The sequence below is a fragment of the Mucilaginibacter sp. Bleaf8 genome (genome assembly GCF_018390515.1).
In the GTDB taxonomy this organism is placed as follows: Bacteria; Bacteroidota; Bacteroidia; order Sphingobacteriales; family Sphingobacteriaceae; genus Mucilaginibacter.
Map to the genome: position 1 here is coordinate 1,300,425 of NZ_JAHBBK010000001.1, position 16,164 is coordinate 1,316,588.

General features: G+C 42.9%; 9 protein-coding genes. 7 read left to right on the forward strand and 2 right to left on the reverse strand.

Annotated features, from left to right (window positions below):
• Positions 1-169: 169 nt before the first annotated feature.
• On the reverse strand, positions 170-2,746 hold the full coding sequence (locus KHS38_RS05620) for an NACHT domain-containing protein (RefSeq protein ID WP_213487520.1): 2,577 nt from the start codon (positions 2,744-2,746) through the stop codon (positions 170-172).
• 475 nt (positions 2,747-3,221) lie between these two features.
• On the opposite strand from KHS38_RS05620, the gene KHS38_RS05625 reads away from it, so the two are divergent.
• A complete protein-coding gene (locus KHS38_RS05625) occupies positions 3,222-5,837 on the forward strand; it encodes an NACHT domain-containing protein (protein ID WP_213487521.1) in 2,616 nt (871 codons plus the stop codon).
• Positions 5,838-6,019: 182 nt separating this feature from the next.
• Here the strand turns inward: KHS38_RS05625 and KHS38_RS05630 are convergent, their stop codons facing one another.
• The gene (locus tag KHS38_RS05630; protein WP_213487522.1) at positions 6,020-6,253 is read right to left on the reverse strand and encodes a hypothetical protein; all 234 of its coding nucleotides are present in this window, start codon (positions 6,251-6,253) and stop codon (positions 6,020-6,022) included.
• A gap of 450 nt (positions 6,254-6,703) precedes the next feature.
• Between KHS38_RS05630 and KHS38_RS05635 the strand changes: the two genes are divergently transcribed.
• From KHS38_RS05635 to KHS38_RS05660, 6 genes are all read left to right on the forward strand, one after another.
• Positions 6,704-7,120 carry an ankyrin repeat domain-containing protein gene (locus KHS38_RS05635; RefSeq protein WP_213487523.1) on the forward strand — a complete coding sequence of 139 codons (417 nt, stop codon included), beginning with the start codon at positions 6,704-6,706 and terminating at the stop codon, positions 7,118-7,120.
• Positions 7,121-7,522: 402 nt separating this feature from the next.
• The gene (locus tag KHS38_RS05640) at positions 7,523-8,125 is read left to right on the forward strand and encodes an RNA polymerase sigma factor (RefSeq protein ID WP_213487524.1); all 603 of its coding nucleotides are present in this window, start codon (positions 7,523-7,525) and stop codon (positions 8,123-8,125) included.
• 82 nt (positions 8,126-8,207) lie between these two features.
• Entirely contained in the window at positions 8,208-9,185 is a 978-nt protein-coding gene (locus KHS38_RS05645; RefSeq protein WP_213487525.1) for a FecR family protein, read from the forward strand.
• Between the two features lie 124 nt (positions 9,186-9,309).
• Entirely contained in the window at positions 9,310-12,699 is a 3,390-nt protein-coding gene (locus KHS38_RS05650; protein WP_213487526.1) for a SusC/RagA family TonB-linked outer membrane protein, read from the forward strand.
• Between the two features lie 24 nt (positions 12,700-12,723).
• On the forward strand, positions 12,724-14,238 hold the full coding sequence (locus tag KHS38_RS05655; RefSeq protein WP_213487527.1) for a RagB/SusD family nutrient uptake outer membrane protein: 1,515 nt from the start codon (positions 12,724-12,726) through the stop codon (positions 14,236-14,238).
• A gap of 64 nt (positions 14,239-14,302) precedes the next feature.
• Positions 14,303-16,156 carry an alkaline phosphatase gene (locus KHS38_RS05660; protein WP_249665291.1) on the forward strand — a complete coding sequence of 618 codons (1,854 nt, stop codon included), beginning with the start codon at positions 14,303-14,305 and terminating at the stop codon, positions 16,154-16,156.
• Positions 16,157-16,164 lie beyond the last annotated feature (8 nt).

Consider the following 16,164-nt stretch of genomic DNA (forward strand, 5'->3'; position numbering starts at 1 on the left):
AACACTTTGTTCAGTTCCAGAAGCTATAGTTCACTTTGTTCATGCAATGATTTGCCTGAATACTTTGTTCATTATACGGCTCAAAACTGTGCACAATGCCGCTCAGGCACAAAAAAAGCCTGCACAAGGCAGGCTCAAAACACATACATCATCAACTATTTATGATCAGTTAACTGGCAATACTGGTTACTTCTCCTTTATACTCCATTAAAAAACTTTTGAGATTAAATCCACCGGAGCGTACCAACTTCATAAACCGGTGATTGATATTTTTATAGAAGTCTGAAGAGGTATCCATATCAGGCATGGCCAGGTAACCGGCAATGGTATACGCTTCGATATAATGGAACTTCAGCTTTGCAGAAAGCTGCATTACATTTTCAATAACGGCCTCCGCTTCTACTTCTCTGCCTTGCAGGGCCATCACCTTTGCCGATACCAGATCGAGGCAAATTTGCATGTATGGGGTATAAGTGTGCTTGTTCTGCACAAAGTTTTCCATTAACTCATTGTACACAGCGGTTCCGGCCGGCACTTTACCTAAGGTTAACAGCGCATCGGCCTCGCTTACCTGCAAAAAGAACATAAAAGTACTATCTGCTGTATTATTCATTGCCAGGTAACGCTGCTTCAGCACCTTGACAAAACGAAGCAGTTTATGTTTGTTATCACTAACACCCGTTGTGCTTAAAGCCAGTAAATACAAAATATGGTCGGATGAGAAAGTTGCCGAAAACTTTTCCTGCCCGGGCGGATTAAAGCAAAAATGCGTAATCTGCCTTAATGCTTCTCTTCTTACAAAACCGTGTTTAAAGAAAGAATATATGGTTTCAATACAAAATAACGGATTGATAGAGAACTGGTAAAAGGCCTGCTCGGGAAACTGGCGTAGTGCTGCAATGCTTTTTTCTATAGCTGCACCATTTAATTGGACAATACCTAAAATACCCAAACAGGTATGTACCCATATTTTACTGGTATCTTCCAAATCCAAGCTGAGCATTCTCTCCAATATCTCTTCATACTCCGGCGAAAGAAATTCGACACCGAAAAAGTAAAAGAACAGATCCTGATGCCTTTTACAAAAAGTAAATTTAACAGGGTCCGTATTATAGAAAGGGATATACTTATGCTGAATAAGCTGGATTAAAAATTTGAGCAGGTGAATTTTGTCTGCTGCGCGCAGGTTTACCTTGGTAATATGCTTAAATATGCCAAATTGCTGCACTTTAATAGCATTAAAAATACACCACTTCAATACAGGCACGCGGTAAGCAGAATCAACAGTGGCATTCAAACGGTCTATCAAATCACCGTCGTGTTTGCCGTTGTTATAAAAAACCAGTGTTCTGGCCTGTGCATAGGTTAACAACCGCTTATGTGCAAATTCGATATATTTAAAATAACCGCCCTCGATGCTTCTATTCACTTCGCGTAAAAAACCAATACTGATCAGTTCATTATAGGCATCCCAAAGGCCTTTTAACTCTTCGTATACCCGCAATTTATTTACTACGAACTGACCGTCCAGCACGCTGCCACTGTCTAAAAGAATTTTAATAACCAGTACTTTTTCAGTGGCTTGACTGCTATTATAAATCTTATCCAGATAGTAAGATGAAATGACATCATATATACCAAAATAATCAAGCTTATTCAGGCAAAACTTGCCGACGTGTTTCTGGTAATAATATTGCAGAAATAACGGGTAGGAAAAAAAGGAAATAACTTCTGGATTAAGGTTTTTAACCAAATCCTGGGCGGGGTTTATTTTACGGCTTAATGCCTCTAACTCCTCTGCGCTGAAAAGCGGCAGGTTCGTTTCTTCATGCTTATCTTGCATAAAGCCCAAAAACCAGTTGTCCAACTGGTTTTCGATCACCAGGCGATTGCGGACGCTAACCCAGTTGGCCGGCCGCATGCTCAATATTATTTTAAAGTTTGGATGATCAGTATAGGAGGCGATAAGATCCATCAATAGATCAGTCATCAATTCGAATTCGCCCGGTTTAAAACGCTCTTTGTCGAAGCCATCAATAACCAGGTAAAACATCTTGCCGGCATCCTGCTCATCCGGCAACTCCGAAAAATCATTATCCTGAACGCTCATACCCATCATAGCTTTCAGCCAATCGTGCAAGCTGCCCGCATGGGTTTGTGTGGATAATACTTTGCTGCTCAGAAAAAGTACCCTGTCGGTTCCGCCGTTTGTAATGGTGCACAACTGCTCCTGCACCCAATGGCACAGGCTGACCGTTTTACCATAACCCGCCGGTGCTGTGATGACGGTTGCCGTTTGCCCGGAATGTAAAAACAGGTTCAGTTGATCTTGTACAATGGCTCGCTTTACCGTCAGCTTAAATGGTATTACCGAGCGGTTAACCAAAGATTGCAAGGTTCTTTGCGAAACTTTCAGCGTTTGATTCGTAGCAGAACACAACTCTTGCTCAGGCACTGCACCACGATCACTGACTGTTGCAGCCTGCTCATTTTGACAAAACTTCTCCCATCCTTCATAACCACAATACTCCGCCAGAATGTTCAGCGTATACAATGATGGAAGAAACTTACTGAAAGTAAATCCATAAATACGCTTCAATGTTGTATCACTGATCTGCTTGTTCGTTTTGCCGGAAATACGGGCTGATAAAAACCTGCAATCGCCGGGCGAAACTACCTTAATCCCGGCTTCTGTTAATACTTGCTGTTTAAGCTTCTCTAATACAAAAGGTAAAACTATCCTCATACGCAATGGCAAATATGCATACCCAATACTTGCGGTTTATAACCGGCAGTATTGAAAAGTATCTATATCCTATTTTAATGTTTAAAATGCTCTTTCTTTCTCACTTACATCCCCTCCATTCAAGCATTAGTTATAATTGGTTATTGGCAAAACAAGATAGATTAACGATGCAAAAAGCACTTATTCTACTGTCTTGATCCTATTACGAATCTACTTTTAAACAGTTTCGGTCAGAAATCTTCAGAAATAACACTTTTAAGAAAAACCTTTGTTAATCATTAAGAAACAGGGATTTAACACACATTATTCATATTGTTCATTTTGTGCAGTTTGTTCATTGCTGTTTTTTAACCTTTTATGAAATCCAATTCCTGATTTGTTTAGTACATACAGGAATAGCCATAACCTATACCATTACCATTCGTAGCCGATCTATTGAAATATTAGTTCTAACCTTAACTTTTACTTTATCAGCATGCGTATCATATCACAACAAGATCTTGACCTGTTGAAAGATGCCGTTTTAACGGCTGCTAACCTTAAAGCAAACACACCTGCGGTTTTTAAAGAACTCTCGCTGCTGATAGCCGACAAGACTAAAAAGCAGGTAAGCAACTCTACATTAAAGCGAATTTTCGGCTTTGCTGCTTATACCTTTCAACCTTCTCTGTACACTTTAAATGTACTGGCCGAATTTGCAGGGCATGAGAGCTGGACAAGCTTTTTGAATCAGCATAAACAACAGCAGTTGCCTGCTGCGCCAGCAATTCCGCCCAGGGATATGAATACGTTACAACAACGTGCGCTGGAAACATCCAAGCGTACATTGCAAGCACTCAAAAGTAAGTCAGGCATTCAATTTCCGCTTACCATTCCCCGCGACGTATTGCGAGAACACTTGGAAATATTTACACATAGCCCCTGTATAGGAACTGTTTTGGCAGCGCCCGCCGGCTATGGTAAAACCATTGCCCTATGCCACTGGGTAGATGAGCAAATTCAACTTAACCAACAACAAAACAACCCTGATATTATCCTTTTTATAAGCAGCCGGATGCTGAGTGCGGCAAATCAACAAGGTAATTTATATCATTGGCTGCTGTCTTTATCCGGAGCATCAACAGCATCTGAAGTTGAGCACGATGCCATCAAAGCACACCTGGCACGTTACAAGTTTCACCTGGTTATTGATGCACTGGATTTAACATCGCTACCGCCCGACCAGCTTGAAACAGTACAGCATCTTTTATTAGATATTATTGCAGTTTACCAGGAATCTGTCAACTTTAAGATCATTGTTACCATGCGTTCTGCAACCTGGATTAACTTTCGCCGGCAGTTGCAGGCCGAAAATAAGCTGGAACACTGGTATACGGGCTTTATGAGCGAAGAAAATCCAGACCGTAATTTACCGCTTCTTACAGCTTCGGAAATTGTGCAGTTGGGCAATAAGATCAAGCCCGGCCTGAAAATGACCTATGAACTTCACCAGGACATATTTCAGCTATTCAGTTACCCGCCGTTTTTCCAGTATTACTATCAGCAAAACTCAAAAGACTTCGTTTTGGACGAACTAAACGTTTTTGACACTTACGAAGTTATACATAGCTACATTGTTGACAAGATTTATACCGGCCGCTACAGTACAGAAAAGGTTTTATTACTGCAGGTAATTATTGAGCAGGGAAGATTCAGGGATAACAGGTTCTGCACCAATATACTGGCGGTTTATCCGGGAATAAAAGAGCTGAACAACGGCTACCAGGAACTCATCAGCACGGGTATTATACGTGAAATAAACCTGAGCAGCTCAACCGGGTATACAGAATGTATAGAATTTGTACATGAACGCATCCTGACTTATTTTACGGCCACTAAACTGATAGCCGAAAACCGGGACCGCTTCAACGGCGAACTTATTGATAAAATAAGCAATACGTTTAATGACAGGTTGCGGTTGCAGGTACTTAAATGGTGTATATTTATTGCCCTGAAAAATAATGAGCCTATTATTTTCAGTTACTTGCCAAGAATACAGCTTATTGCTTCGGAAAAAGCAACGCTCATTATGTTTTTGGCGAAGCTGGCAGACCAGGGGATACTAAGCGATACCGAAGATGGCGGCGGATTACCCTTTGATATTTCGAACCCGGAACTATTTCAGTACTTTTTCGGAATTGAATTCCTTTCGTCTGATTATGAAATAGCCTTGCAAAGCTTACTGAAACTAAAGCTACAGGATGCCAGTAAAATATGGATCTATACCTGTACAGCAATTATCCATGTAATATCATTGAATGCACCAGGTGTTGAAACCTGCATCAATGAACTAAAAAAGTTCCCGGCCAATGCTTATTTGCATTTCCAAATCAACCCGCTTAACTGCCTTGAGACACTGTATCATTTTTTAAAATTCAAGGTTGTAAAGAAAGAAGCTATTGCTGAAATTACCAGGTTTATATTTCATCCTGTACTGAAACGGCATCAACTGAATAAGCTCAGCTCAAACCACATCTTATATATGCTGGCCTTGGGCACCCTCATGATTTCGGCTAACCCAGCCAAGATGCTCCGCTTCATTTCGGTTTTACACCGCGTTCACCATAACAATCAGCAATTTCTGCCTCAATTCCACCTTGGTTTATTAATCAGTAAAACACACTTTCTGTTAGATTTAGGAAGGCAGCAGGAAGCGCTCAGCATCTTTGAGCTAATTATGCTTGATTACAAAGACGACCGTAATAAATTTACACCTTACATGAAATCGCTTCTGGATTTACTGGCCGCCCGGCTGATACCTTACAGCGCTGATAATAATTACATAGATGCCTCTGTGAAAGCGCTAACGCAGCCAAACACCGATAACACTTATAAATTGCTTCAGGTAAATGCGCTTTCTTATTACCTCACTAACCGGTATAAAGACCGGATGTCTGCCGACTATAAGACGCTGTATTTTAAGTTTATCAAACTTATGCGGTCTTCTGCCTTTAACCCTAAATCGTTTTTAATGAATTATGATCAAATCAAAGAATTGAACATGGACAGTGGCTCGCAAACAGAAACAGCTTCTACTTTCCCCTCTGCTTAATTTAATATGACTTTGCGATATGCATAAAGCAGACAGAATTGACGATGATATGCAACAGGTGTAATCTGACTACCTGAAATACACCTGTTAATTTACTTAAAAGCCTAAATGCCTTATAGGCATTTAGGCTTTTATTAAATTGTTTAGCTTAATAGCTATGCGTTGCAAAATAAGGCCTGTGGCTACTTCACAATTGGTGATTTTCTATATACAGGTTGCTCAACCTGAAAGGATAATCTTTTCCCTTTATTTGTTTTGTCGGTTTTACGCACTTCTTTCAGACTTGAAGGTGCAGAAAAATTATGCTGATATTCACGATACCAAAACAGTGCGATAAATACAAACGACAAGACAATCATAAAGCTCGCAACTTTTACATTACGCATTCTTTTTCTCATATCAACCCCAGCTTCCATAAAATTTTAATAATCTGTAATTTAGGTTTATTGCAGAATTTCCCTGAATTCTACATATCAAATTTCGATATACTTCATATTTTAACCTAATGGCATTTTGTTCATTTTAACTGCAAATGATCATAGTGCATGAATAGAATGAATGGGAAAACGGAATATAGTTTGAAGCACATCCAGCGCCAACGCTTTCTTGATCTGATTATCAGCAACTTGCATTTTTGTAAAGACAATGTCAGGATTCATCAACTTATAAGTAATTAGGCTTTTAACTAAAAGACTAACTATCAACCATAAATCTTTTAAGAACCTGTGCATAGCTTCTCCCGGCCATTTTGAATACCGTACTACTATTTAACTAACTCTTAAACAGGCTAAATATCAGTATTTACGTCAAAAACTACGTAATGCAAATCATCGTAGCTTTGTTCAAATTACACGTTTAAACATATAATGAAAAAGTTATTATTAATCCCCGTTCTTTTATTGATTTCGACATCTCTTTTTGCTCATGACATCCTGAATGCTGTAAAAAACAATGACCTGCCTGCAATTAAGTATTTGCTAAATAAAGGCTATAATATTAATGCTGCGAATAAAAATGGCGAAACGCCTTTGCTGCTGGCAGTGAAACTGCAAAATGAGCGTTTAGCTTATTACCTAATAGAAAAAGACGCCGCAATTAACCAAACAGACAAGCAAGGGTGTACACCGCTAATGCATGCCGTGCGCAACCAGAATAGCAAAATGGTAAAGATGCTGCTACAACATGGCGCTGATAAAGCTCAACAGGATGCATCACACAAAACAGCCTTGCAATATGCCAAACAAGCTAATAATACAGAACTTATTGAGCTGATTGGCGAATAATACAAACCATAACATGTTCATTACAAGAGTAACTTTAAAGGCAAGTCAATTCTTTATTCGACTTGCCTGTTTATTTTAATCTAAAGGTTCTTTAAAATTCCTTACCTAACTTTCTTTTCAGGTTATTGCTTGGCTAATTGAGTACATAGCTTCTTAATTTGGCCTAAGCCTTTCGTCTTTATAAGACGCGAATTTCATTTTTTATAAATAGTGCCCTTTCTGTTTTCTGGCTTAAGAGCTCAGCTATATATTGATTTGAAGTCATGAAACTTTCACACAACTCCGTTACTACACTCCCTCACATCTGGTGCTGCACCTAAAAACCTGTAAATAATTTTTGGCACTTACTATCTTGATATAATCCTAACATTGTGTTAAACCCGAAGTTTTAGGTTTGAGGCGATGTTTCACAGGTTACTTTCGGACGTGGATTTGTTAAGTAGGCTGCAGTCGGATGACCAGCAAGCCCTGCTGCTGCTCATGAAAAAGTACGACCGGCAGCTGTTCAGGCACATCTATCATAAAACCCGGTCGACCGAAAATGCACAGGAGGCCGTGCAAGACATCTTTATATCTTTATGGAATAACCGCTACTCCCTGGTTATTACCGATTCATTGTTACCTTACCTTTTCAAAGCCGCAAAGCATAAGGCACTCGATTTCTACATCAACAACAGCAGGGAAATAATTAGTTACGAAGCCCTATTACCCGAATATGACCACCTGCTGGTAATGCCGCCCGATGAAGCCGTTACCGAAACAGAACTGCAGGTGTGGCTGGCAAACGAAGTAGAAAAGATGCCGGAAAACGTCAAAAAAAGTTTCCAACTAAGCCGGCAGGAGCACTTGCCGGTGCGGGATATCGCTCAAAAGCTCTCCTTATCTGAACAAACAGTCCGGAACAATCTTTCTATCGCCGTTAAACACCTTATGATGCGGTTTAAAAGAATGGAAAGCTCTTTATTCTTAATTGTACTGATTAGGATTTGGCTTTCCGGCCGATAGAAGCACCCTTAACATCATCCTAATAAACTCTTCATGATTATTTAACGGTACAAACAGCCGTAACCGCCGATTATATGTACAGATGAACGCAAAAGAATCGGCACATATTAAGGAACTCCTACAACGCTACCAAACCGGCACAGCTACGCCCGAAGAGCGGGAACGAGTTGAGCGCTGGTACGCACAGATTAATCAAGCCGAGCCACAACTTATACCCTATGCAGATGAGGAACGCCTGATAAAAAACACCAGGCAACAAGTGCTTAAACAAACCAACGTAAAAGTTGCGAGCCTGCATATCATGCGGCATAACTACTTCAAAGTAGCGGCTGTATTATTGCTTATTCCTTTTGCATACGTGCTGTATTCGCAGTTAAAAAAAACCCAAACACCGACCTCACAGCAATTTACTACCGAGCGGGGTGAACGCAAAATCATTACACTGCCTGATAGTACCGAAGTTGTTCTTAATGCATCCTCCTCACTTGTTGTGAACAATGATTTTGGCACGAAGTTACGCCGGGTAAGCCTATCGGGCGAGGGATATTTCAGGGTAAAGCACGATGCCAGCCGGCCATTCATCATCCAAACCGGCAGGTTACAAACCCGCGTTCTGGGTACCGAGTTTGATGTACATGCTTATAAGAATGAATCTAAAATCAAAGTAGCTGTTGTAAATGGCCGGGTAAAAGTGAGCGAAGAAAGGCAGCACAAGCTACAACAGTTAGGAGAAGTACTAACGCATAACCTGCTGCTGGTATACAACACCAAAACCCAGCGTCATGCTATCAGAACCGCCGATGCCGAAAAGCTGAGCGCCTGGCAAAACGGTGAACTTTATTTTGAAGATGCCAGCATTGGCGAAATAACCGCTACGCTATCGCGGCACTACAATACCAGCATTAAACTTAATGGTCAGTCCAAAGCTAACTGCCGCTATACCATTGGCTTTTCGCGTCAATCATTAAACAAAGTACTGGCCGTGTTAAGCCAGCTTACTGGTATGCATTACCAGATACAACCCAATCAAGTAATAATTCAAACAGATCAATGCCATTAGCCATGTAACGCCATAAAACAGAAACAGGCCGGTGCGCTAACACCTGCCTGCTTTAAGGACTGCTGAAGCAGCGGGCCTTGTTATTTCACACGATTCCGAAAATCATATTAACAACAGAGTAAAAATGAGAAATCTTTATCACAAAATCCCGGTCAGAAAAATTTCTGTTTTCCTGGTCATGCTCGTGATGTCAACCATCATCACTACACCTTCTTTTTCTGCCGAAGGGCAGAGCATGAACAGCATGCGCATTAGCCTTGCTGTGAAAAACGAAAGCATTAAAAACGTGCTCCGTATTATTGAACGCAAAACAGCATTCAAAATTGGTTACAACTCCAGCAACTTCAACCCCGATCGTACCGTTAGTTATCAGGCTAACAACGCATTGCTGATCGATGTTTTAAAACATTTGCTTAAAGGATACCAGGGAAGCATAAAACAGGTTGATGAGCAGCATATTTTGTTACAGGTTGAAAAAGAAAAATCGGTAGTAGCCGCACCTGTTAACGCTGCACAAGCTACGGCAGCAAAACCGGTGAGCGGTACCGTGCGCGATGAGCGAGGCGAAACCCTGATTGGCGTAAATGTTACCGTAAAAGGAACATCAACCGGTACCACAACTAACCTGAACGGCCAGTATACCATTAATGCTGACGAGAATGCCATATTGGTTTATACCTACATGGGATTCGACAGCCAGGAAATTGCCGTAAAAGGCCAATCCAATATTGATATAGTGCTAAAAGCCAACAACCAGTCATTAAAAGAAGTGGTGGTTGTAGGTTACGGTACCCAAACACGTGCTACCATAACCGGCGCCATAACCAGTGTAGGTTTGGATAAACTTACATCACGCTCGTTCCGTAACATGCAGGAAGCGTTGCAAGGCAAAGCACCCGGCGTTGTTGTAAATAACAACGGTGGCGATCCGACAGCTACCCCACAAGTAAACATCCGTGGTATAGGTGGTATCAACGGCGAGCAGCCGCTATATGTAGTGGATGGTTCGATATATTCTTCTGGCACCCCAATACTCAATCCTAATGACATTGAGTCGGTTTCAGTGCTAAAAGATGCTTCCGCTTCTATTTACGGTGCGCGTGCATCAGGCGGGGTTATACTGATTACCACCCGCAAGGGTACCAAAGGCAAACTGGCTATTACATTTGACGCCAAATACGGTTTTGAATCGGCATGGCGCACTTTGCAGCCGTTAAACGCAAAGGAATATGCTGATGTATATAACCTGGCTACCGATAATGCAGGTAGAAAAAGAATTCCGGCATTTGATGCTGCTGCTAATCCGGATGGCCAGATAACCCGTACCAACTGGGTGGATGAAATTTTCAGAACGGGCCATACACAGGACTATAATATTGGCTTAAGCAGCGGTAATGAAAATTCCAACTTTTACATGAGCTTCAATTACCGTAAGGGTGAAGGCATTCTGTTAAACACTTTTGCTGAGCGTTATGCGTTCCGTATTAACTCTGATCATAAGGTAAACAAATGGCTTAAGGTAGGCGAAAACCTATCATTCACCAACACCAATGGCAGAGGTACCAATACGTTTAGCGGTTATACAGGCGCCATACAGGCGGCCATTTTTTACCCGCCAAGCATCACGCCACGTACCGAAACGGAGGCCTACTCTGGCCTGCCTATTCAGTTTGCCGCAGGCTATGGTGATGTGGTTAACCCTGTAGCTAATCTGGAACGTATTGATAGCAGCAACCCTATCAATACCATTATTGCCAATCCATATCTGGAGGCTTACATTTTACCGGGTTTAAAATTCCGCTCCAATTACTCAATCACCAAAACGTTTAATTATTTCAAAAAATTCAGCCCCATCGTACCTGAGGTTGGCAAGCCAAACTTAACCAACACCCTCGAAGAATCATCATCAACACAAAACAGTTTCCTGGCAGAGCAGACTTTAAATTACAACAAATTGTTTGGCAAGCATCATATTGATGTACTGGCGGGTTACACCTACCAGAAAGATTCAAACCAGGGATTGTCTGCCACACTTTCGGGCTTTGGTAACGAGAATCCATTATTCCGCTATTTTAGTAACGGCACAGGTACCCTGGTGAGACCATTTGATTACAGATCAAACAGCACAGTGATTTCCTATTTGAGTAGGATAAATTACGATTACGATGGTAAATACCTGTTATCGTTAACTGGCCGCCGTGACGGCACTTCGCTGGTTGCGCCACAAGAACATTTCCAAAACTTCGGTGCCATTTCGGGCGGATGGGTAATCAGCCGCGAGAACTTTATGCAACCCGTTACCTGGTTAAGTAACCTGAAGGTAAGGGCCAGCTACGGGATATTAGGTAATCTCTCTTCAGTAAGTACCAGCGCGGTATTCCCGAACCTGAATCCAGGCATCGCTTATTTAGGGGCCGACCCTACACTGGTTAACGGCTATTACAGTTATGACCGCCCTAACCCGAACCTAACCTGGGCTAACTCTAAGCAAACTGATATCGGTTTGGATTTAGGCATCCTGAATGAACGCGTTACTTTAACAGCCGATTACTTTGTTAAAAATACCGGAAACATGCTAACGAGCATCCCTGCTGGTATGGGTATAGGTTCTATTTGGGTAAATGGAGGCAAGGTGCGCGACAGAGGCATTGAACTGGGCATCAATTACAACAGTGATGTTAAAAAAGATTTTCATTATAGTATTGGTGGTAACCTGAGCACCATTAACAATAAGGTAATCTCTTTACCTAACAACGCCACCAGACTTAACTACATCGGGCCAAGCGTAAGAGGACTTTTATCACCAATCCAGGTAGAAGTTGGACAGCCGCTTTACTCTTACTACTCCATCAAAACCGATGGTCTGTTCCAAAGCCAGGATGAGGTAAATAACCATAAGGCGGCAGATGGCACCTTAATTCAGGCTAATGCCAAGCCAGGCGATATTCGCTTTGTTGATGCTAACGGCAACGGAAAAATAGATGATGGCGACCGTCAGTTTTTGGGCAGTGCTTATCCCAAGTTTTCTTACGGTTTGAGCTTTAATGCCAACTATAAAAACTTTGACCTGAACATATTTGCTCAGGGCGTACAGGGTAACAAGCTATACAACGCTCTACGTTACACCAGTTTAAGCACAGGTGGATTAGGCCAAAACTACAATTTATTGAAAGATGTATTAAATGCCTGGACGCCGCAAAACACAAACACCGACATACCACGCGTTACTGCCAGCGACGATAACGGCAACTATGGTACCAACTCCGATTTTTACATACAGAGTGGTTCATACCTGCGCATCAAAAACGCAACGCTGGGTTATACATTTTCACCCAAACTTTTAACCAAAGCAGGCATAAGCAGTTTGCGTATATACTCAACGGCCAACAACCTGTTCACCTTCACCAAATACAAAGGATTTGACCCGGAAGTTGGCTTTGATAACTACGGTATTGATGTAGGCCGCTACCCGCAATCACGGTCATTCATTTTTGGTATTAACCTCACTTTGTAAACAAGTAACTATCCCGACAAGAGCATGAAAAAGATTATAAACAATGTATTAATTCTATCAGTAAGCTTACTGATGGGCGCTTGTTCCAAAAAGCTGGACATCCTGCCAGAAGGTACGGTATCAGAGAACAATTTCTGGCTAACTCAAGCTGATGCGGAACAGGGCGTAAACGCCATGTACGAACCATTTGACGGTGAAGAGTTTTACGGCCGTGGTTATATGTGGTTCATTAACGCCAGCGATGATATGGTTACCGGCCGTATTAACACTAATGCCGATGCCATTAAGAACTTCAGCAGCACCTATTATTCCAGCAGCTATACGGTTAACCAGTGGGACATGCGTTATTCCGTGATACGACGCGCAAATGACGTAATCAACAAGATTCCGGCCATCAGCATGGACGGTTCATTGAAGAACCGCCTGCTGGGCGAAGCCTATTTTTTGAGCGGCCTGATGTATTTCCAGATGGCTTACAACTATGCGGATGACCGCGCTGGTATGCCTATCATTACCCGCGGAAACAACAATGATCCCAACCCTACCCCGCGGGCGGCTAACATCACCGAAAATTACAATTACATTGAAAGCGAGCTTAAAAAAGCGGCTAACCTGCTGCCGTATCTTGACCAGCTGGGCACAGCCAATTACGGCCGTCCGCATAAAGTAGCGGCCTGGGGGTATCTATCTAAAATGTATTTGTACAAGAAGGATTATGCCAATGCCGAAAAATATGCCGATTCGGTTATGACCTTTGGGAAACGGGCGCTGCTTAATAATTATGCTGACGTATTTAAGGCGGCTAACAATTACAGTTCAGAGTATATTTGGTCGGCGGTAAGCACTACCAAAGGCGCTTCGGGCTGGGGCAGCATATTACCGGGTGTTATGCTCGAAAATAAAGGCTGGGGCAAGTACAATGGCTGGGGCTACTATCAACCTACCAAAGAGTTGTATGATGCGTTTGAAAACGGCGACCAGCGCCGCGAGGCAACCATTCTGAAACCCGGTGATAAGTTCACCTATTTGGGTGTGGAAACCACTTACAGTTCTGTGAATAGCTTATCGGGCTACCAATTCAATAAATACATGGACCCTTTTAAGCCGGCAAATGCTATCGGCAGTACCATAAGTTCAAACGGCGACCATCCGACCACCAACTTAAACGTGCCCTTGCTACGTTATGCAGAGGTGATTTTGATTAAAGCGGAAGCCGAATTAATGCAGGGTAAAAATGCGGATAAGGAAATCAACATGATTCGCCAGCGGGCAGGTTTACAACCGATACAAGGCGCCAACATGGCCGAACTGAAGAGGCAGCGCCGTTGCGAGCTGGCCGGCGAGTGGGCCGACCGTCATCGCGACCTGGTGCGTTGGGGCGATGCGCAGGCTGCTTATGCGCAACCCTTGCATGGCGTAAACGGACAGGTTATTTGGCCGGCGCGCAATTTCAACCCGTCGGTGCACCATGTGTGGGCTGTACCTCAAAAAGAGATTGACAGAAGCAACGGTGTGATTAAACAGAACCAGGGCTGGTAATTTCGTTAAATTTAACAGATCGCGGGTTTATGACCCGCGATCTGTTTTTAATCCTATTTATACTTTGAAAAAGAACCTTTTACTTTCCTTATTGGCGCTTGGCTTAAGCCAGACGGGAGTTTTTGCGCAGTCGCTAAATGCTAACCGTGCGCATAGCCATAACGATTACAAGCAAAACATCCCATTCTTACAAGCTTATTATTCCGGGGCCGGTTCTATTGAGGCCGATGTATTTTTGCTGAATGGTAAGCTTTATGTAGCACATGAGCGTAACGAAATTGCCGAGGGTCGTACGCTTGATGAGCTTTACCTGAAACCACTGGCTGCGTTGTTCCGTAAAAACGGCAACCGCCCGTATGCAGATTCCACCCAAAGCCTGCAGCTGGTGATTGATATTAAGGAGGATCATGCACATGTAATACCGGCTTTAATCAACGAGCTGAAACCTTACCGCGATGTATTTACCAGCACTGCCAACGCACACGGTGTAAAAATTGTACTAAGCGGCGATATGCCGCAGCCTGCACAATACAGCCAGTATCCTGCCTATATTTCTTTTGATGGTCGCCCAAATATCAATTACACGCCTGACCAGCTAAAGCGTATTGCCATGATTAGCGATGAGTTGAGCACTTACACAGTGTGGAATGGAAAAGGTACGCTCACCCCGCCCGATTCTGTAAAAATTACTGCGCTGATTAATGCGGCGCACCAACAGCACAAACCCTTCCGCTTTTGGGCTACGCAGGATAGCCCAAACACCTGGATCCAACTCGAAAAATTAGGTGCAGACTGGATCAATACCGATCACCCGCAGCAGGTACACGACTTTTTCATCAACCGCAATAAGCTGGAATACAACAACCCTACCCCTTACCCAGTTTATCATCCTACCTATAAAACCGATGGCACGGCCAAAAAAGTAAAAAACGTAATTCTTCTTATTGGCGACGGCATGGGGCTGGCGCAGATACAAGCAGGGTTAACCGCCAACCATGGGCAGCTCAATATGCTGCAGTGCCATTACGCCGGCTTTTCGCAAACATGTGCCGCCAATTCCGACAATACCGACTCGGCGGCCGGCGCTACCGCCATGGCCTGCGGACAAAAAACCAACAACCGCTACATTGGCGTCAATACACAAGGTCAACCCCTGGTTAACTTACCCGATACACTGGCACATTACGGCATTAAAAGCGGCATCATCAGCAGCGGCGATATTACTGATGCTACACCGGCAGGTTTTTATGCGCACCAGTCAGAACGTTCATCATCCTTACCCATTGCCGCCGACTTTTTGCAAGGCCATGTGGATGTGCTGATTGGTTCTAACCAGAAAAGCTTCTTTAACAATACAGACAAACAGCTAACAGCAAAGCTGCAAGAGAAAGGCTACCACATCAGCACTTCACTATCTGACTTAGCCACTGCTAAATCTGCTAAACAAGTAGTATTACTACCTGATGCGGAAACCCGGCCGATAAAAGATGGCAGAGGCGATATGCTGGGCCAATCGCTCAAGCAAACGCTGCGCTTATTGGCAGATAACAAAAAAGGGTTCTTTATTATGGCCGAGGGTGCTCAGATAGACTACGGCGGCCATGCTAACAATTTACCATATGTAATTACCGAACTACACGATTTTGATAAAACGGTAGCGGAGGCCTTGAAGTTTGCCGATGCAGACGGCGAAACGTTGGTAGTAATTACTGCCGATCATGAAACCGGTGGCTTAAGCCTATTAGATGCTTCGACAGCTAAAGGCATGGTACTGGGCAACTTTAGCACCAACGACCATACCAGCATCAACGTACCGGTATTTGCTTACGGGCCCGGAGCCAGCGAGTTTATCGGCACTTATCAAAACACCGAAATATTCAATAAAATTCTGAAATTGATGGCCCAAAGCCATAAGTAACATTTGCA

Coding starts and splice junctions, on each gene's coding strand:
- KHS38_RS05645 (WP_213487525.1), top strand. CDS start 8,208: ATGAACGCAAAAGAATCGGCACATATTAAGGAACTCCTACAACGCTAC.
- KHS38_RS05640 (WP_213487524.1), top strand. CDS start 7,523: ATGTTTCACAGGTTACTTTCGGACGTGGATTTGTTAAGTAGGCTGCAG.
- KHS38_RS05635 (WP_213487523.1), top strand. CDS start 6,704: ATGAAAAAGTTATTATTAATCCCCGTTCTTTTATTGATTTCGACATCT.
- KHS38_RS05650 (WP_213487526.1), top strand. CDS start 9,310: ATGAGAAATCTTTATCACAAAATCCCGGTCAGAAAAATTTCTGTTTTC.
- KHS38_RS05655 (WP_213487527.1), top strand. CDS start 12,724: ATGAAAAAGATTATAAACAATGTATTAATTCTATCAGTAAGCTTACTG.
- KHS38_RS05625 (WP_213487521.1), top strand. CDS start 3,222: ATGCGTATCATATCACAACAAGATCTTGACCTGTTGAAAGATGCCGTT.
- KHS38_RS05620 (WP_213487520.1), bottom strand. CDS start 2,746: ATGAGGATAGTTTTACCTTTTGTATTAGAGAAGCTTAAACAGCAAGTA.
- KHS38_RS05630 (WP_213487522.1), bottom strand. CDS start 6,253: ATGGAAGCTGGGGTTGATATGAGAAAAAGAATGCGTAATGTAAAAGTT.